At 39.6% G+C, this 17,865-nt stretch carries 17 protein-coding genes; 3 read left to right on the top strand and 14 right to left on the bottom strand.

Going from position 1 to position 17,865, the window contains the following annotated elements:
- Positions 1–2 precede the first annotated feature (2 nt).
- From LNQ49_RS05120 to LNQ49_RS05085, 9 genes are all read right to left on the bottom strand, one after another.
- Entirely contained in the window at positions 3–1,343 is a 1,341-nt protein-coding gene (locus LNQ49_RS05120) for a heavy metal-binding domain-containing protein (protein WP_229987622.1), read from the bottom strand.
- Positions 1,321–2,571, bottom strand: a complete 1,251-nt coding sequence (locus LNQ49_RS05115) for a TolC family protein (RefSeq protein ID WP_229987621.1) — start codon at positions 2,569–2,571, stop codon at positions 1,321–1,323. The genes LNQ49_RS05120 and LNQ49_RS05115 overlap by 23 nt, the downstream gene beginning before the upstream one ends.
- On the bottom strand, positions 2,555–4,504 hold the full coding sequence (locus LNQ49_RS23245; protein WP_255680734.1) for an efflux RND transporter permease subunit: 1,950 nt from the start codon (positions 4,502–4,504) through the stop codon (positions 2,555–2,557). Before LNQ49_RS23245 ends, LNQ49_RS05115 begins: the two co-directional genes overlap by 17 nt.
- Complete coding sequence (locus LNQ49_RS23240; protein ID WP_089055911.1) at positions 4,476–5,786, bottom strand: efflux RND transporter permease subunit; 1,311 nt, start codon at positions 5,784–5,786, stop codon at positions 4,476–4,478. Before LNQ49_RS23240 ends, LNQ49_RS23245 begins: the two co-directional genes overlap by 29 nt.
- A gap of 4 nt (positions 5,787–5,790) precedes the next feature.
- Positions 5,791–6,261 carry a heme-binding domain-containing protein gene (locus LNQ49_RS05105; protein WP_095382631.1) on the bottom strand — a complete coding sequence of 157 codons (471 nt, stop codon included), beginning with the start codon at positions 6,259–6,261 and terminating at the stop codon, positions 5,791–5,793.
- A 1-nt stretch (position 6,262) separates the two neighbouring features.
- On the bottom strand, positions 6,263–6,955 hold the full coding sequence (locus LNQ49_RS05100) for a DUF3347 domain-containing protein (RefSeq protein WP_095382632.1): 693 nt from the start codon (positions 6,953–6,955) through the stop codon (positions 6,263–6,265).
- An 89-nt stretch (positions 6,956–7,044) separates the two neighbouring features.
- A complete protein-coding gene (locus tag LNQ49_RS05095) occupies positions 7,045–7,899 on the bottom strand; it encodes a DUF3347 domain-containing protein (protein WP_229987620.1) in 855 nt (284 codons plus the stop codon).
- Positions 7,900–8,050: 151 nt separating this feature from the next.
- Entirely contained in the window at positions 8,051–8,425 is a 375-nt protein-coding gene (locus tag LNQ49_RS05090; protein ID WP_229987619.1) for a hypothetical protein, read from the bottom strand.
- Positions 8,426–9,247: 822 nt separating this feature from the next.
- Positions 9,248–9,526, bottom strand: a complete 279-nt coding sequence (locus LNQ49_RS05085) for a DNA-binding protein (RefSeq protein ID WP_346432467.1) — start codon at positions 9,524–9,526, stop codon at positions 9,248–9,250.
- 384 nt (positions 9,527–9,910) lie between these two features.
- Here LNQ49_RS05085 and LNQ49_RS05080 point away from each other — a divergent pair, with 384 nt between their 5' ends.
- Positions 9,911–11,299 (top strand): hypothetical protein, encoded by a 1,389-nt coding sequence (locus LNQ49_RS05080; RefSeq protein WP_229987618.1) that lies wholly within the window; start codon positions 9,911–9,913, stop codon positions 11,297–11,299.
- A gap of 35 nt (positions 11,300–11,334) precedes the next feature.
- Here the strand turns inward: LNQ49_RS05080 and LNQ49_RS05075 are convergent, their stop codons facing one another.
- The 5 genes from LNQ49_RS05075 to LNQ49_RS05060 form a co-directional block, all read right to left on the bottom strand.
- Entirely contained in the window at positions 11,335–11,745 is a 411-nt protein-coding gene (locus tag LNQ49_RS05075) for a hypothetical protein (RefSeq protein ID WP_229987617.1), read from the bottom strand.
- Positions 11,746–11,873: 128 nt separating this feature from the next.
- Positions 11,874–14,930 carry a DNA polymerase III subunit alpha gene (locus LNQ49_RS05070; protein ID WP_229987616.1) on the bottom strand — a complete coding sequence of 1,019 codons (3,057 nt, stop codon included), beginning with the start codon at positions 14,928–14,930 and terminating at the stop codon, positions 11,874–11,876.
- 1 nt (position 14,931) lies between these two features.
- Entirely contained in the window at positions 14,932–16,116 is a 1,185-nt protein-coding gene (dinB, locus tag LNQ49_RS05065; RefSeq protein ID WP_095382639.1) for a DNA polymerase IV, read from the bottom strand.
- Between the two features lie 387 nt (positions 16,117–16,503).
- A complete protein-coding gene (locus LNQ49_RS23355) occupies positions 16,504–16,740 on the bottom strand; it encodes a DUF6965 family protein (protein ID WP_095382640.1) in 237 nt (78 codons plus the stop codon).
- A gap of 46 nt (positions 16,741–16,786) precedes the next feature.
- Entirely contained in the window at positions 16,787–16,960 is a 174-nt protein-coding gene (locus LNQ49_RS05060; protein ID WP_191002637.1) for a hypothetical protein, read from the bottom strand.
- Between the two features lie 252 nt (positions 16,961–17,212).
- On the opposite strand from LNQ49_RS05060, the gene LNQ49_RS05055 reads away from it, so the two are divergent.
- Positions 17,213–17,356, top strand: coding sequence for a hypothetical protein (locus LNQ49_RS05055; RefSeq protein WP_191002638.1), 144 nt, complete (start codon positions 17,213–17,215; stop codon positions 17,354–17,356).
- 12 nt (positions 17,357–17,368) lie between these two features.
- Positions 17,369–17,797, top strand: a complete 429-nt coding sequence (locus tag LNQ49_RS05050; RefSeq protein ID WP_095382641.1) for a single-stranded DNA-binding protein — start codon at positions 17,369–17,371, stop codon at positions 17,795–17,797.
- Positions 17,798–17,865 lie beyond the last annotated feature (68 nt).

Raw genomic sequence — 17,865 nt, 5'->3', positions numbered from 1 at the left:
ACTTATTTTTTTAATTTATTTTCTGAAGCTATCTTGATAAAACTCTCACTGTCTATCATATAGGCCGCATTGCCGGCAATATCCCAATCACTGATGTCTTGATCTATTAGGACCATTCCATCAGCATTGTTTTTCGTTTTAACTTCTCTGGGAACAAACACGTCTTTTTCTTTTTTGAAAACGATGGATTTATTTCCTAGGTTGACAACGGCGCTTTGCGGGAGCCACCATCCTTTACTTACAATAGGAATGGCTGCAGTTACTAATTTTCCAGTTTTAAATTTATTATCCTGCAAATAAACCCTTGCTATAGTAAAGTTGCTTCCCTCTTTAAAGACGGGCTGAATGAGTCCGATAGTACCAGTATATACGGTTTGCTTATCTGATGGTTCATAAAACACCAGTTTTTGTCCTTTTTTAATCTGGGGGGATACCGATGGATCAAAAGCAAACTCAGCGATAAGGTTTTTGTTGGTATAGATTCTAAAAAGTGATTGTCCAGCACCAACATATTGTCCTTCTCTTAGCATAATAGCAGAGGCAGAAGGGGTAGATGCGTTATTATTTGATGCTGCATTGCCACTTGAGCCCATACCGCCCATGCCATCATCTGACACGGAGCTTTGAGGTGAAGCCGCCGGAGCTGCTGCAGAAGCGTTTGCTGTCGCAGTATTGTCTAAGATGTACCCCGTGGCATTACTGTAAACAGGAATGCGATAGGAAATTTCACCTGTCTTTAATACCTGTTGTATTTGTTTTTGCTGCATACCTAGCAGAGACAGTCTCTCTTTTGCTTTTTGAAGCATCGGATTGTTTGCATCAGATTGATAAATAAACAACAATTCTCTTTGCGCGGCAGCGAGGTCAGGGGAATAGATTTCCATGATTAGCTGTCCTTTTTTTACGGGCTGGTAATTGTACTTAATCAGAAGGCGCTCAATCCTTCCACTTACCCTGCTGGAAATGCTGGTCTGCTCACGAGTATCGTAAGTAATAATTCCCTGCACCTGCATAGAGAATATTTTAGTGCCTCCCTGAGGTTTTATGACAGATATATTAGAAATGACCTGTTCGTTGACGGGTTTTAAAAGGTGTCTTAGGCTGCTGTCTATAGCTGTTTCTGTACCAGGGGTGTGTCTTGGAACCAATTCCATACCGCATATTGGGCAGTTGCCGGGCTTATCCTGAATAACCTCAGGATGCATCGGACAGGTATATTCCTGATTTGCACTATGGTGATGGGCTGGCTTATTGTTATGCTCGGTTTTCTTGTTACAGGCTGTCAATAATAGTATCGAAACGAATAACAATGCGACTAACTTAGCGATAGAGTTCTTTTTCATAATCGATAATCATTTGATATAGTTTTAATTTTTCATCTAGTAAGTTATTCTGTAGCATATTTAAAGCTTCCCAGGAATCAATTACTACAGGAATCTCCAGTTTGTTTTCCTGATAGTTCAGAAAGTTTACATCCAGGGACTTTTGCATAGAAGGTATTATTTTTGTTTCGAGTCCCAAAATCCTTTTTTGCATGGTCAGTATTTCATATTGCATACCATATAACATACCTTGGGTTTCCTGCAGCATGGCGGATTTCTCTTTCTCCATGGCCAGCACATTATATTGCATTGCTTTGGTATCTGATTTATACATTCTTGATGACCAGGGAGCAATAGGAATAGACATCATTGCCATTACCGAATAGGCTTTGGGCATCATTTTATCAAAAGAATTCATATGATCAAACTGGATTTTAAAAGAGGGATTTTTCTCTGCTTTCATGGCCTCAATACTGAGCTGCATCGATTCAATCCCTGCATCCATCTTCTTAATATCACCACGCACTCCTGCAAGACTTGTGGTGTCGTGCAAAGCAGGGTTAAAGACGGGGGTAATACTCGTGTCTATGGCAAAATCAGCATTGCCGGGCTGGTTCATCAAGCTGCTCAGCCATGCTCTTGCTTTTGCGATTTCACCTTCCTGCATGCGGACCATATTTTTATTTTCTTCAATCCTTGCATCGATCTTATATACATTACCCAATTGCGATTGGTTGTAGGGATAGCGCACTTCCTCAATCTTTTTCATGGTGAGCATTATCTTTTCGTTTTGATCCAAAACTTTCATTCGCTGCTCGGCTACCATCCAACCGTAATATAGTTGTTTGGCCTGTGCTTTATAGTCGTTAAGGGTAACGGCACGGGTAGCGTTCTCAATATTTCCCTGAGACTGGATGAATTTTTTCTTCTTGTTTAGCTTTCTTACATTGGGAATGTCCTGTTCAATTCTGAACATTAAAGATCCTTTGTCGCGGTCATCCATAACTTCCTGAAAAGGATAGGGGGTCATAAAGGTTCCCACACCCACCATTGGTGCCATCCATGCTGTTGCGGCATCGGCGCCGTATTTATATCCTTCTGCCTTTAAACTATAGCTTTGCAGGAGCACATTTTTTTTATCAATCCTTTGCAGGATTGTATCGAGAGACAAGACCTCTTTGGTCTGGCTCAATAGCTGTAATGGCAGTAAAAGCAATAGTACTGCCAGTATTTTAATGTTTGACATCATGTACTTCGAGTTTGCCATATTTTCTTAGTTCATATTCTTTGGACATTAGGAAAATAAGCGGGGTTACTAATAAGATATGTACGGCAGAGGTAAATACCCCGCCAATCATAGGCAATACAATTGGTTTCATTACATCCATTCCAACACCATTGGACCACAGAACAGGTACCAATCCAAATAATGAGACGCAAACGGTCATTAGTTTAGGGCGCAATCGTTTTGCGGCGCCATGTACCACATATTCCCTTAGATCCTCTTTAGTAATGGTTTCTCTTGAGTTTCCTTTGGCCTTGATAAGCTGATCCATAGCATCATTGAGATAAATAACCATTACAATTCCTGTTTCCACGGCAATACCAAACAAGGCAATAAAACCTACAGCTACCGCCACTGATAGATTGACATCCCAGAAAAAAATTATATAGGCACCTCCAATTAAAGCAAAAGGAACTGTTATAAGACTTAAAAAGGCTTCTCTAAGGGAATTAAAGGCAAAATAGAGGGCGAAGAAAATAATAAGTAATACGAGCGGCGCAATGACTTTAAGGGTCTTTTCTCCGCTGATCAGGTTCTCATATTGTCCGCTCCATTCTATAAAGTACCCTTCAGGGAGTATGTTTTTGGCACTTTCTAATTTTTTCATCGCTTCCTGTACGGTTCCTCCCATATCACGATCCCGTATATTGAACATGACTGCTCCGCGGAGCAGAGCATTTTCAGAACTGATCATTGGAGGGCCGTCTACGAATTTAATATCAGCAACGGCAGATAAAGGCACTTCTCCAAAGGTAGGAGACTGTAAGGGAATGCGTTTAATGCGTTCCACGCTATTTCTATAATCCTGTGCCATACGCACACTTATTGAAAAACGTCTTCGTCCTTCAACAGTATTGCCAATGGATGCACCACCTAAAGTAAATTCCACCGTTTGGTTTACATCATCTACTGTTAATCCATATCGGGCTAATTCCTGGCGATTAACATCCACATCAAGGTATTTACCTCCCGTAATAGGATCTACAAATAAATCAGACACTCCTGGAGTTCCTTCTAAAGCCATTTTCACCCTTTCCGATACACGAGCAATGGTGTCGAGATTTTGTCCGTAGACTTTAATTCCTACATCGGTACGAATTCCTGTTGCCAGCATATTGATTCGGTTGATAATGGGCTGCGTCCATCCGTTTACTACACCAGGTATCTGGAGTTTGGTATCGAGTTCCTTAATAATATCTTTTTTATCTATTCCTTCACGCCACTGTGATTTTGGCTTTAGCATGATAATGGTTTCAATCATGCTCATTGGGGAATTATCCGTAGCTGTGTTAGCTCGCCCTGCCTTTCCCAAAACACTTTCTACTTCAGGAACCGATTTGATTATTTTATCCTGTACCTGCAAAATGCGTTTGATTTCTCCATTAGATACATCAGGGAGGGTAACAGGCATAAATAAAATACTCTGCTCATCCAATGGAGGCATGAACTCGGTTCCCAGCCGCATCAATAAGGGTATAGAAATCAATAATGCCAGAATATTGACTGCAAGAGTTGTTTTTCTCCATTTCAGAACCCAGCGGATAATTGGCTCATAACCTCTTTCCAAAAAGCGATTTACAGGATGTGAATCGGTTGGACGGAATTTCCCTTTCATAAAAAAAGAAATCAGTACCGGAGCTAATGTAAGTACCAACAGGGCATCCACAATCAGTATGAATGTTTTTGTATAGGCTAAAGGATGGAATAGTTTTCCTTCCTGTCCGGTAAGCATAAACACAGGCAGGAAAGAAGTAATTATAATTACAGTGGCAAAAAATACGCCACGAGAAACCTGCTTGCTGCTTTTCTCAATTATTTTGAGCCTTTCCTCTTCGGATATCCACTGTGGTTTTTTGCGAAATATATTTTTAATTCTTTTCATCAGAGTTTGTTTCATTTTTTTGTTCAGATTCCCATTGCGCATAACGTTGTGAGAGATGCTGGTAGGCATTTTCACTCATAATAATACCGTTGTCAACTATTACTCCAATGGCAAGTGCGATACCGGTAAGGGACATAATATTGGAGGATATGTCAAAAGCATTGAGCAGTATGAAACTTGCTGCAATTGTAATTGGTATCTGGATGATAATACTCAGGGCACTGCGCCAGTGAAAAAGAAAAATAATAACGATAAGCGACACTACAAGCATTTCTTCAATTAAGGTACGCTTAACCGAATCAATAGATTCTTTAATCAGATGTCCCCGGTCATATACAATATTGAATTTTACCCCTTTTGGAAGCCCTTTAGCAACTTCTTTCATTTTCTCTTTCACATTGTCAATTACAGCATCTGCGTTTTCACCATAACGCATCACTACTATACCGCCAACGACTTCACCAGTACCATTATGATCAAAGATTCCCAATCGGGTTTCCCCGCTCATCTGAACAGTTCCTATATCGCTGACTTTTATAGGAATGCCATTTTGGTTTTTAAGTGGAATATCCTCAATCTCTTTGATGGATTTCAGATAACCGGATGTCTTAATGATATAGCCAATATCACTCATGTCGAATTTTCTTCCGCCGCTTTCATTATTATTGGCACGTACAGCACTTATAACCTCCGGGACAGACAGCTTATAATATAGCAGTTTGTTTGGATCAATGGTAACCTGGTATTCTTTTTGAAATCCTCCAAAAGAAGCAATTTCACTCACTCCGGGAACATTTTGCAAAGCAAACTTGACGTACCAGTCCTGTAGGGCTCTTTGTTCGCCAAGGTCAATACCGGGTGCCTCCAAAGTATACCAGAGAATATGCCCAACCCCGGTTCCATCGGGTCCTAATTGCGGGGCAACTCCTTTGGGCAGGGTGCTGCTAATAGTACTGAGCCTTTCCAGTACTCTTGATCTTGCCCAGTATACATCAACATCATCTTCAAATATGACATAGATAAAACTCATACCAAACATGGAAGCAGCTCTTACATATTTAATTTTGGGCAATCCCTGAAGGTTGGTAACCAAGGGATAGGTGATCTGGTCTTCAACGAGCTGTGGTGCACGTCCCATCCATTCTGTAAAAACGATTACCTGATTTTCAGATAAATCGGGAATAGCATCAATAGGATTTTTTTGAATAGAGATGATACCCCATACAAATATTCCTGCCGATAATAGTAAAACGATATAACGGTTTCGCAGCGACCATTCTATTAATTTGTGTACCATAGATTTAATTTATTTGTGCAAGACTATCGCTTACTTTTTCAATCCAATTGAGGAGCTGTTCTTTCTGAACAGTATTCAGCACTGCATTTTTATGGATCAGCGTGTAGGAAGCCAAAGGCATTTCGTTGGCTTTTATCTGCTTGGCAATTCGGTCTAATTTATTTTCCTGTTTTCGTTTGGAATAACTTCCCCACTGGCTAAAATTCAAATTTTCTTTTCCTTCTTTGATATGCCCTTCCATAAAGCTGCGTGCTGGCTGTATATAGGAATACCATGGATATCTCGTCGTATTGCTATGGCAGTCATAGCAGGAGTTTTCAAGGATTGTTTGCACATTTTGTGGAATGGTGTACACCTTGGAAATATGAATTGGTAAAACCTGCCCGTAATCGGAATTTCGGGCAGGCTGATACAATTGCATCAGTATAAAAATAATTAACCCAATAAAAAGAATCTTTCTAATGAATCGTTTCATTTTAAAATTGTTTTTTCATTGAACCGCAGGTAAGCATTTTGGAACCATAGTAAGGGTTTTTTATCTCCTTTGTTTCGCTAATCCAGATTGCTCCTTTTCCACCATCATACATAGGGCAAAAATCCTGATACAATTTCTGCTCTGACTTGAAAGTTTTCATCAAATCATTTATGTCTTTACTTAACATGGCGAAATGCTCTCGCTGGTGTTCGATATTTCCACCGTTAGCTCCAATATGTTCTGCGTGTTCTTTGGCATCATCAGCAATGTCAAAATATTCTGTCTTTAATTTCGCATCGATTGAATTGGGATCTGTGTTATTAAAAATTGCATACAACTCTTTTCCAGCATTTGCAGCTCCTTTTGCATCATCCGTGGTTAATGCATTTTTCAGGTTCAGGTAATTACGCACAATTTTGTTTATAGAAAATGTTGCTTCAGCAGCCTGGGTTGTTTTTTGCTCCGCTCTTTTTTCAGTAGTTTGCTCTATTGGCTCGGTTAATTCCATTCCGCATTTGGAACATGTGTCTCCTTTTTTTCCTGTAACTTCAGGATGCATAGAGCAGGCATACAATTGTGAATCATTCTGGGTTGTTCCAGAAGCAGTTTCAGGAGCTGCAGTTTCTTTGCTTTTTGAATTACAGGCTGTAAATAAAATTGCCATTATAAGGGTTGAGAAAATTATTTTTTTCATTTTTTCTAGTTTTTAATCTCTTATTAAATGTTGTTTTGTCCAACATTCATTAGTGAGTATGATACGAATTATTCTTTTTTGATAGGGGATTATTTGATTGTGTCTATAGTTGATCCACAGCTTAGCATCTGGGAGCCGTAATAAGGATTCTTGATACTGCTTTCTTTGCTGAGCCAATTTCCATCAACCATTGGGCAATGATTATAATAAACCGGTTGTGGCTGATTGGTAGATTTTATAAGATCGTAAGTGTTTTTAGATAAGCTTTTAAAAGATTCTCTTTGTTTCTTAATATCTTGGGTTTCAGAAATGTTTTTTGCATCTGTAGCTAAACTTTTCATTACATTCATCCATACCGTATGTTCTTTTGGCTTTAGGTTGTCCATTTTAACGGCATTGATTGCAGTAAGAAGCTCTTTAGATTTGATTGCAGTAGTCTTGGCATCTGTTTTCACCAAAGCATCTTTTAGCTCAAAGTAGTTGTTGAAAATTGTTTTAAATGGACTGTCTTGCTGAGTATCTGGGAAAACTGCGGTTGTATGCTGGGAATGATCCATCTTCGCCATATCCATTTTTGATTCTTTTATTGGAGCAGCTGTCTTATTTGTTCTTTCGTATTGGCAGCATTGAGGAAGTTTTGCATATGCATCGGCAGGAGCTAGGAACTGCTCACTGTCATATCCCGCTAACGCAATTCGTTTTAGGATCTCATCCTGATTTGTTTTTTTCTGGTCGTAGGTAATGGCGGCAATTTTGGTGTTCTCATCCCAGTTTACCGAAGCGATATTTTTGATGTTTCCAGATTTTTCAATAGCAGTTTTGCACATTAGACAATTACCATAAATTTTTGTGTTTACGGTTTTGGCATTTTTTATAGGTGCGCCATACACTATGACTGATAGCAATATTGTAATTGCCATCAATCCTTTTTGAATTGATTTCATTTTAAAATGTATTAGAATTGAAAGTAGCCTTATGAGAAATAATTGTATATACGAGTTGTACAGACTATTATTCTATATAAGCGAAAAATTAAAATAATGAAAAGCAAATGGTTTCCTTTTTTGGCACACGTATGGCTATCAAAAAAGGTTTTTAGCTTATTTTAGGTATAAGCCAAATAGAATAGAAACCTGTTAAAATTGAGGTTTCTGAATTGTAGAATTTTTGTTTTTGAGAAAAAATACTGAAAGTAATTTTTTTGAATTCAAGCTGGTTTACGAAAGTGATTCCTCCATTGCACACTGAAGCACAACCACACATTGAATGTCCGCATTTTCCGCCACAACCATCATGATTTTTATTGCCTGAATGATTCTTTTTAGAACAACAATCATCTTCATCTTTATCAGACGTAGACGTTTTTTTTGTGCAGGAATGATCTGCCACATTTTTTCCACAAGCAAAAGTGTCTGTTGGCATTAAGAAAAAGCCAAGCATGACAATCAATATGATGTGAAATCGATTCATATAAAAGAATTATGAAAACAAATTTACATATATTTTTTGGATTTTTTAAAATAAAATGTTAAAACACGTACAGATTCAACGCCATTTTAAACTGTACAACCACTCACATTGATATTTCTTTCACCATCGGCCTGGGCTTATAATTCTTCCCTGCCAAACACTTTACTACTTGCTATTGTGGAATTGGGACACAGATTTAACTTTGTATTGTGGCGACTAAATACTAAAATATCATAGAGAATATTACTAATTACATGGCTGCACCAAGTGAGAAATAACCAGAATCAATGGAAGTTTTTAATAATTCACTGCAATGAGATCAAAATATTTTTGCTGTAAAAACAACTGTTATTTAAAGTTACTAACCTAAAGTCAGCTGCCCTTTTGCTGGATTCTTAATTATATAATACTCGTAATAAAATTGCATTTAATATCTAAAATCAAGGTCTATATTTTAGTTTTTTTTATATAATTAATGGTAAATTTTACATGATTAGAAAGGTAGAATCTAATATTCCAGAGAGCCGCTTCTATTAGTTAAACAATAGCTCAACTTCACTTCTATAGCCAGGGTTATAAGATGGGGTATATTTTATATAGCCCATTGTCTGCAGCTCTTTAAAGTATTTATGGTAAGTGGGCAAGGTTTTTATGTGGGACAATGACATTATTCTGCTTCTGCTTACTTTTATAATTTTGCTTTGGTCCTGCCGATAACCCAAATATAAAACAGCGCTGAGTAATGAGAAATGCCAAACATTCAATCGTGTGTCTTTTTCAAAGAGCTTTAAGTATTTTAGTAGTGTTTGCATTTCCATCAGCTTAATCTTTAAAAAGCTCTGTCAAATCATTTTTGCTGTAGTAATAAGAACCGAGTATTTTTCTGCATCTGACTTTTCCTGTAATGCGCAGGCTCTGAAGAGAAGCCGAAGAAATATTTAAAATTTTTTTTACGGCGCTGCTTTTCAGCCAGTCAGCAGTGAATTCCTCCTGTTTTTTGCGGTCACTTCTTATTTCATTAATAATCATTTGGGCAAATTGTCTTAAATCGTCTTTTGTTATCTGCTCGCTCATAATCTTGCTCATTTTTAATTTTGACATTTTTGAATTGCCTTATGTTGTTCCAATATTTTTATCATTCAGCATCGCATCACTTGTATAATCATTAAACCGTATTAGTAGCTTCTGCGGACAGAAATTTCAATAGTATTCCATCAGTCAGCTGAGGTTTTATTATTCATAACTTAATCGGATTATCAGTTTTATGCAGATGTAAAATTCTAAATTCTAAAGACTATTACAGACTAAAGGCTTTCCAAGGTGCGATTTGGCTTTGGTTTTCTGGCGCCGCCATAAAATATAAAAGTGTGCCTGTCTGGTATTATCCGCGCATCAGCTTTCTCTATAGAAATAACAAGCCGTTTATTTTGTAAGTAATACTCTTGAATATAATATATTTACATCTGGTTATTTAATTGTAAAGTAATGAAAGAATATTTTCAGAGGGACATTCAGATAAGCCTGCACCTGGCAGGGCATCAGGCACTTTTAGGCGAGATAATTGAAGGTGATATCCAGAATGTCCAGTACGATGCCAGGCTAGTATACAATGAGAGAAAACCGGAACATCTGCAATTGCTGATCTATTATAAGCCAGCTGATTTTTTATATGAGAAGCTTAATTTTCTATACACTTCAAAGGTTAATATTCTTGAGGTAATACAGCCGGTAATTTCTCAGCACGCCTGGGTGCATCCTGATATCCTTGATTTTTCAGGAAGTTCCCTAATTGAGATGAAGGATACACACTATTGGGATCATGATAAGAAAACCCTGATGCTTGTTATAGATAATCTCGAACTTATCCTAAATGGGAGATACGCTGGTGATGCGCGATTTAAAATGAACGAAAACATTTTTCTGCATCTGGACCAGTATGTACAATATGGGATGCTCGGGAATTATGAAAGTAATGATAAGTTTATCGAGCGCAATGACAATAAAATGACAAAGTTTGGTCCGGTCGATTTTATCCTTAATTTTAATCATTCCTATAAATCAAGTCCATCAGTTAAAGATTTTCAGATTACCAGGGATGCCTACCTGACATTGACTGATCATAGTGAAACTCTAAAAGACACCGAACTGCTGAAACTGGGTGAGGACTTATGCCTGCTGATGTCATTGTACTGGGAAAAAAACATTGATTTTTTTAGCGCCGTACTTCGTATCAATAATCTGGATAATTATAAAACCAGAGAGGTCTTCAGATTCACGAGTGAAAATCCGGATTATAATGAGGCCTTTTTTTTAAAGGATATGTATCCAACATTTTATGAGTTTGCGCAGTCCGTGAATTTTGAAAAATACCAAATCTATAAGGCGCTTGTCCGGCAGGCAGTTCCGCGTTTAATAAGGATCAAAAATTTAGATGATATCTCTGTGTTTATGATCCTGTATAATATTATAGAAAAATTCAGGAACTATTTCTTAGAAAATCCTTTTGGGGAGAATCCTTTCATAATTAAGGAAGAATTTGAATTTACAAAGGGCGTAAAACGGACAAATGAGTTTATTAAAAATAAAATTAAGGAAATTGGGGAAATAATAAAAGAGTCGGATCAGGCGGAGTTTGATTCCAAAGCAAACCTCAAGGTGAGTTTTATAAAAAAAACGGGACTGATAGACCAGTTTGAGAATTTTATTTTGTATTTAGATTTAGATCCTGGTAAATATGAAGTTGAACTAACAGACCTCATACGAATTAGAAACATTATTTATCACGGGAGTATTCCCCAGGAGGATATTACGGTTTACAATAAGGAGATGAAGGTGATGATATTTGATATTTTGCTGAGGATAATAAGTGAATAAACGGCTTTTAATTCTCCTTATCCCGAACAATTGTCTTATTTGAAAAATTTATATTCAGCACCAAATTTCAATACGTTGTCTGGGGTTGATTTGGTTGGGAAAAAGCGCACAATTAAAGTATCCCCCGCTTTTTTGCTTGTAATTTCAAAACCTCTTTCTGCTACAAATCTGGAATTATTGCCTTCCCTGTCCACAATGTCTATTTGAGGGGGATTTTTTGAAACTTTAAAGATGAAATCACTATTGTCCTCAAATATAAATAGGCTTTCTTTCTTTTCGGCCTCAATATAATTGCCTGCCGTGGTATCTGATCTGATAATGTCACTGGCCCTGAATGGATTCAGGTTATAGTCTGTTTGCACCATCTTGTGGTATTTGTATTTTGAAGTGCACGAGATTAAAAGCGACAGCAGCAGCAGTGCCGGTAATTTTTTTGTTTTGATCATTGTTATATAGTTTTCAATTACATTTTAACGGATCGGTTCAGTCTAAATTAATACATTTCCCTTTACCTGCAGCTATTATTGCAATTATAAATAGGTATACGGACAGTTTTTTTGGACTGAATTATGCTTCAGTTTGCCATTTTATTCCTTGGCAGATTAATTTCATGTTCCTGCGGATAGGGTGCCCGATGGGTCATGCTTACATCTTCCTTGATTTTTTCATGAGCCGTGAACTGCCGGTCATCAGCATTGGAATAGCGGGGATCGGCAATAAAAGGCATCTTGGCCATTTTGGTCACGGTAATAGTAGGGAAGTGATAATCCACCTCTACATGCCCCAAGAGCAGGTAACAGCCGCCTCCCTGAAAAGGATACTCCTTAAGGCTTCCCGTGAAATGGGCCGTGTCGAAGAGCTCGCCTTCGGCATCGATCCAAGTGCCGAAATACATGGCGCCCATTTTGGTCGGTACGTGTTTGCGCGAGATGAGATAAGCCAGCATTAGGACTGTTTTTTTATGGTGCTTGAGAAGATCCTTGGCCATTATGTCACCGCGGAATTTGGTCTGCAGCAGCTCAAAAGGGGAACGCGATACAGGAAAGCTTAAAAGCTCAATTTCATCAAAGGCGTCTTCAAAAGCGGAACGCGCCAGCTCAGGCAATTCATATTCCCTGACAGGTTCCTGAATCAGCATCAGGTTTCTGTTCTCTGGCTTGAAATTCACCATGATAAGCCGGGCAATAACAAGCAATTGGTTTTTTGTCTTGCCCGTAAATCGAAAGGCGCCGATAAAAATCAAAATCTGAATGCCCTCGATACCGATGGGAATGCGGTTAATAAAATCCTCCAGGGATTTATACGAGCCGTTTTGTTCACGTTCGGTTTGTATCAGTATTGCGATTTTGGATTCCAGGCTCTGCAGGTGCATAAAACCCAGATAGACATCCGAGCCGTAAAGGGTGGTTTCAAACTCGCTTTTGTTCACGCATGGATTGTGAATAGTGGCCCCTGACATCCTTGCCTCATGCACATAAACTTCGGTGCGATAAAACCCGCCCTGATTATTGATCACCGCTACCATAAACTCGATGGGATAATGCACTTTCAGATAAAGGCTCTGGTAGCTTTCCACGGCATAAGAGGCTGAGTGGGCCTTGCAGAACGAGTATCCGGCAAAAGATTCGATCTGGCGGTAGATTTCCTCGCTGAGCTTGGTTGGATGTCCCTGCGCCTGACAGGAAGCAAAGAAATTATCCTTCACTTTCTGAAGTGCCGCCTTCGAGCGTCCTTTGCCTGACATGGCACGCCTGAGTATATCCCCGTCTGCGGCGGGAAGTCCCCCATAATGAAGGGCGATTTTTATCACGTCTTCCTGATAGACCATAATCCCGTAGGTTTCCCCAAGCTGCTGCTGGAACACCGGATGGAAATACTCGAATTTATCGGGATGGTTATGTCTGAAAATATATTCTTTCATCATTCCGCTTTGCGCAACACCTGGACGAATAATCGAGGAAGCTGCCACAAGGGTTTTATAATTGTTGCATTTCAGGCGGCGCAAAAGTCCCCTCATGGCCGGGCTCTCAATGTAGAAGCAGCCGATCGTTTTGCCAATTCCCAAGAACGCATTGCAGCTGGCTTCATTTTTTGAAATCGAGGTATCGCGGATATTTAGGCGAATACCCCTGTTTTTCTCAATCAGCTTTACACTGTCATCAATATGGCCGATCCCGCGCTGGCTCAGGATATCAAATTTTTCAAGTCCGATGTCCTCTGCTATATGCATATCAAAAAGCACAATTGGAAAACCTTTAGGGGGCATTTCCAGGGGCGAGTAATTGGTAATAGGCTCCTGGGAGATCAGGATCCCGCAGGAGTGCATGCTTCTCTGGTTAGGATATTTTGCCAAAAGCATCCCATATTCCTGTACCTGCTTCACTACTTTGTTTGTGGCATGAAGCGTCATCGGGTTTTTGGCCAGCGCATCGAGTTCTTCCTTAGGAAGACCAAAAACTTTTCCGACTTCCCGAAAAATAGAGCGGTATTTAAATTCCACGTTGGTGCCGCAGAAGGCTACGTGGTCATATCCATAACGGGAGAAAATGTATTCAAGAATAACATCTCTTTCCTTCCAGCTCCAGTCGATATCAAAATCCGGGGGGCTTTTACGGTTGAGGTTCAGAAATCTTTCAAAGTACAGGTCCAATTCCAAAGGACAGATATCGGTAATGCCCAGGCAGTAGGCGATGATACTATTGGCGCCGCTGCCGCGTCCAATATGCAGGAACCCCTGAGAGGTGCTGAAACGAATAATATCGGCTGTAATCAAAAAGTAACCGCTGAATTCCAATTGCTCAATTACTTTGAGTTCCTTGAACATTCTGGATTTCGCCTCTGCATTATTTTTACCATAGCGCCATTCCAGGCCCTGCTTTGCCAGCGAGGTCAAAAGGATCATATCATCCCTTTTGCTGTTGGTGTAAAATTTCTTGTTCTTGGGTGTTGTAAAATCAAATATAAAATCACATTCATTTATTATCTTTTGAGTGTTTGAAATAATATGCGGATACTGCTCATAACAATTCAATATTCTTTCCTGAGGCACCATTATTTCGGACTCTCTGCAGTAATCATTCAGGGAAAGCCGCGATAAAATCAGGTTCAGGTCTATGGCCCTGAGTATTTTGTGCAGGTTATATTCACGTTTGGTACGGAAAGTAACAGGCTGGAGAATCACCATTTTTTCCTGTCTTGTTTTCCACTCGGACAAAACCAGTTTTTGAAGCTGCTCCGGACGAATACCAATAAACTCGTTTTCAGCAAGTGAGAGCGGAGCATTCTCCAATGGATAAATTACAAAAACATTTGAGAAATCAGGAGCTAAGAAAGGAAGTGGCGTTTTTTCATAATTGTGGCTTGTCAAAAAACGGTTCATTTCGGCAAGGCCTGATGCATTTTTGGCAAGGCCGATGTAGCGCAGCTCATGCTCAGAGCGAAATTCCATACCCACCAAAGGTTTTATCCCTGCAGCATCACACCCCTTTATAAAATCGTAAATTCCAGTTACTGTGTTAATGTCGGTAAGCGCCATAGCGGTAACCCCGCAGGAACTGGCATGGGAGATCAAATCCTCCAAGGGAATAGTGCCATAACGCAGGGAGTGGAAGGAATGACAATTGAGATACATTTTACTGGGATTTACGTTTTAAAATTTCATTTTTAGTATTGGGTTTAAAGGAGGCCCCGGCACAGCGCATCACAGCATCAAAACCATAACGGGTTTTCATCCGGTCCATAGCCTGATAGAGCGCGAGCATTTCCTCGGTATCCTGAAAAAGATCGATCTGATACGTACCGCGAACCAGTCCGCTAAAGCGCACACCAATAAGGCGAAGGCGCATTCGGCGCTGGTATAGTTTTTCGAAAAGATCCGTTACGGTTTTAGTCAGAATGTGATCCGCCGAGGTATATTGCACGCGGCACTGCTTGGTTTCGGTATCAAAATTGGCGTAGCGTATTTTGATGGTGACCGTGGAAGTCAGCCACTCTTCCGATCGCAATTGAAAAGCCAGTTTTTCAATCATTCCCAGAATCACCCTTTTTAGCCTGTCAATATCGATGGTATCCTGAGAGAAGGTATGTTCGGTGGAAATGGATTTTCGCTCCGTGTAGGGCTCCACGGGATTATTATCTATACCATTGGCTTTTTTCCAAAGCTCCGAACCATTTTTGCCGATCATCTGCTGCAGTACATCACACGGCATTTTGGAGAGCGTTTCAATGGTTCGGATCCCAATGCGTGAGAGCAGCTGGAACGTTTTGTCACCGACCATTGGTATTTTCTGAACCGACAAGGGATTCAAAAAGGACTGCACCAAATGCTGGGGTATCTCCAGGTTTTGTTTCTGTTTTCCTTCCCCGGTTCCAATTTTGGATACTGTTTTATTGATGGACAATGCAAAGGTGAGCGGCAGGCCGGTTTCCTTGATAATAGTCTGGGCCAATTCACTCGTCCATTTGTAGCTGCCATGAAACTTGTCCATGCCGGTAATATCGAGATAAAATTCATCGATGCTTGCCTTTTCCACCACGGGTGCTTTTTCCTGAATGATCTCGGTGATGTCATGCGAAAGCCGGGAATATAGTTCCATATCCCCTTTCATGATTTTAGCCTGTGGGCAAAGCTTCATGGCCATGTGAATGGGCATGGCGGAGCGTACTCCAAAACGACGGGCCTCATAGGAGCACGAGGCCACAACACCTCTTTCACCTCCTCCAATAATAAGCGGTATTCCGTTTAATTCGGAATTGGTAAGTCTTTCGCAGGAGACAAAAAACGTGTTCATATCGATATGTACAATTGACCTTTCCATACTCTTTTCTCCTTTTATACAAGTCAAAATTAGTATAGATCAGAACAATTTTAAAAATAATTATGTTACAAATGATAACAAAATTAAAAATATCTTATTTTATGGGAGTTTCAAGACAGGCAAAAAACGATCATTTTCTCTTTATTCAGAATTTACGGCGGATCGCAATTAGAAAAATTTACGGCAGGATTTATCCGAAAATCTTCTGGCAATCTTTTTTAAAAGGACAAAAGGCAACCTATTAGAAATAAAACTATTCCGGCGCTTTGATTACTGGGATTGAACCGCCTCGTAAGAGGCGGCAGCAAAATAATATAACCGTGTAAAAAGTAAAAATTAGATGGATGAAAGTGTAAAGATGCATTTAAACAGGCTGAAATTTCGAGTCTATTCCGTTTGATTCCCGCTTTTTGTTTCCTGTGAATTTCGCCTTACAAGCATATAAAAATCTTTCAAATGCCACCATGCCGGGCACATGTCCAGACTTCCTTTATAATTGTTTATAGTGGAGTAACAGCTCTTGAGAAAAACCTGGGAATCTGTGATTTTAGCCCAGGGCTTCCAGTCCACTTCCTTAGGTGGCGGAGTGGCTTCAAAATAGCGTTTTATCTCTTCGGGGGTCATAGGGCAAAATTACATAAAATGTGCAGACCTGTCAAGGGATGAGGGATTATTGATGAAGTATTTTTCTTGTTTCGGCATTGTTTTTCCAGTCACATCTGATACTCAAAGAATTGCTGCTGCGATGTTTTTTTTTCGTATTTAGTTTTGGCCCTGCCTGTGGTGCCATTAATAGAATCCACATCGGTGGTGACTGCTTTTCTTCCTGGCTATGTTTGTCCATAGTATCCCAATTGCTTCCCTTTTTTCTTTTATCAAAGACCTGTATGCTGTTGTCTTATTTCAGGAGCAAAGGTAGTCCGTGTCCTGAAGCAAAAGCAAGGCCGGGCCTTTCAGGTTTGCCAAAAAATCTCCACCCATCCGGGTTGTATTTTTTTTCAAAGCCCTGCTTTTGCCGGACACTCACCTTTTTATGCTCATGAAACAAAACATAGCATACTCCGGCTCTTTAGACGAATAAAAAAAAATGTCAGAAATGAAAATTGAAATATTGAAAACTGCAATGATGAAACAAAACAGCGCCTCCTCTCATTGCCGAATAAATTTCAAAAAAAATAAAGTAAAAAATAAAAAAAGCAAAAAGAAAAAAGCAGGCGATAAAAAAAGTAAAAATTTTTAAAAATTAGAAATCATGAACATTACAGCAAGAGTTACAAAAGATGCGCAGGTTCGCACATTGTCAGACAACAGACAGGTAGTCAATTTTTCAGTAGCCATCAACGACAGCTACAAAAACAGACAGGGCGACAAGGTAGAGCAGACCACCTTTTTTGAATGCGCCTACTGGATCAGCCCCAAAGTGGCAAGTATACTGACCAAAGGTGCCGTGGTGGAACTTACAGGAAGGGTAAGCGCAAGGGCGTGGACGGGAAGAGACGGAGAACCCCGTGCAGGGCTTGACTTCAACGCTTCCAACATCAAACTGCACGGGGGCGGGAAGAAATCCGAAGGTGCACAGGCAGTTCAAAATGCGCAGGCGGTTCAAACTGGACTGAATGCAGTACAGGGAGAAAGCAAAAAGGTCACCGCAAAAGAGCCTGAGGACGACCTGCCATTTTAAAGGGCAGTATCCGAAATAAGTAAGCAAAAGTATTCCAAGCAAATTATAAAATTTTAAAATCAAATATC

Origin of the sequence: Flavobacterium pisciphilum, from assembly GCF_020905345.1 — a bacterium.
In the GTDB taxonomy this organism is placed as follows: Bacteria; Bacteroidota; Bacteroidia; order Flavobacteriales; family Flavobacteriaceae; genus Flavobacterium; species Flavobacterium pisciphilum.
The sequence above is the reverse complement of the archived record's forward strand: the minus strand, read 5'-3'. Positions and strand labels throughout refer to the sequence as shown.

What these genes read in the sequence shown, in the direction of transcription:
- LNQ49_RS05120 (WP_229987622.1), bottom strand. Translation starts at nt 1,343, where the DNA reads ATGAAAAAGAACTCTATCGCTAAGTTAGTCGCATTGTTATTCGTTTCG.
- LNQ49_RS05115 (WP_229987621.1), bottom strand. Translation starts at nt 2,571, where the DNA reads ATGATGTCAAACATTAAAATACTGGCAGTACTATTGCTTTTACTGCCA.
- LNQ49_RS23245 (WP_255680734.1), bottom strand. Translation starts at nt 4,504, where the DNA reads ATGAAACAAACTCTGATGAAAAGAATTAAAAATATATTTCGCAAAAAA.
- LNQ49_RS23240 (WP_089055911.1), bottom strand. Translation starts at nt 5,786, where the DNA reads ATGGTACACAAATTAATAGAATGGTCGCTGCGAAACCGTTATATCGTT.
- LNQ49_RS05105 (WP_095382631.1), bottom strand. Translation starts at nt 6,261, where the DNA reads ATGAAACGATTCATTAGAAAGATTCTTTTTATTGGGTTAATTATTTTT.
- LNQ49_RS05100 (WP_095382632.1), bottom strand. Translation starts at nt 6,955, where the DNA reads ATGAAAAAAATAATTTTCTCAACCCTTATAATGGCAATTTTATTTACA.
- LNQ49_RS05095 (WP_229987620.1), bottom strand. Translation starts at nt 7,899, where the DNA reads ATGAAATCAATTCAAAAAGGATTGATGGCAATTACAATATTGCTATCA.
- LNQ49_RS05090 (WP_229987619.1), bottom strand. Translation starts at nt 8,425, where the DNA reads ATGAATCGATTTCACATCATATTGATTGTCATGCTTGGCTTTTTCTTA.
- LNQ49_RS05085 (WP_346432467.1), bottom strand. Translation starts at nt 9,526, where the DNA reads ATGTCAAAATTAAAAATGAGCAAGATTATGAGCGAGCAGATAACAAAA.
- LNQ49_RS05080 (WP_229987618.1), top strand. Translation starts at nt 9,911, where the DNA reads ATGAAAGAATATTTTCAGAGGGACATTCAGATAAGCCTGCACCTGGCA.
- LNQ49_RS05075 (WP_229987617.1), bottom strand. Translation starts at nt 11,745, where the DNA reads ATGATCAAAACAAAAAAATTACCGGCACTGCTGCTGCTGTCGCTTTTA.
- LNQ49_RS05070 (WP_229987616.1), bottom strand. Translation starts at nt 14,930, where the DNA reads ATGTATCTCAATTGTCATTCCTTCCACTCCCTGCGTTATGGCACTATT.
- dinB (WP_095382639.1), bottom strand. Translation starts at nt 16,116, where the DNA reads ATGGAAAGGTCAATTGTACATATCGATATGAACACGTTTTTTGTCTCC.
- LNQ49_RS23355 (WP_095382640.1), bottom strand. Translation starts at nt 16,740, where the DNA reads ATGACCCCCGAAGAGATAAAACGCTATTTTGAAGCCACTCCGCCACCT.
- LNQ49_RS05060 (WP_191002637.1), bottom strand. Translation starts at nt 16,960, where the DNA reads ATGGACAAACATAGCCAGGAAGAAAAGCAGTCACCACCGATGTGGATT.
- LNQ49_RS05055 (WP_191002638.1), top strand. Translation starts at nt 17,213, where the DNA reads ATGAAAATTGAAATATTGAAAACTGCAATGATGAAACAAAACAGCGCC.
- LNQ49_RS05050 (WP_095382641.1), top strand. Translation starts at nt 17,369, where the DNA reads ATGAACATTACAGCAAGAGTTACAAAAGATGCGCAGGTTCGCACATTG.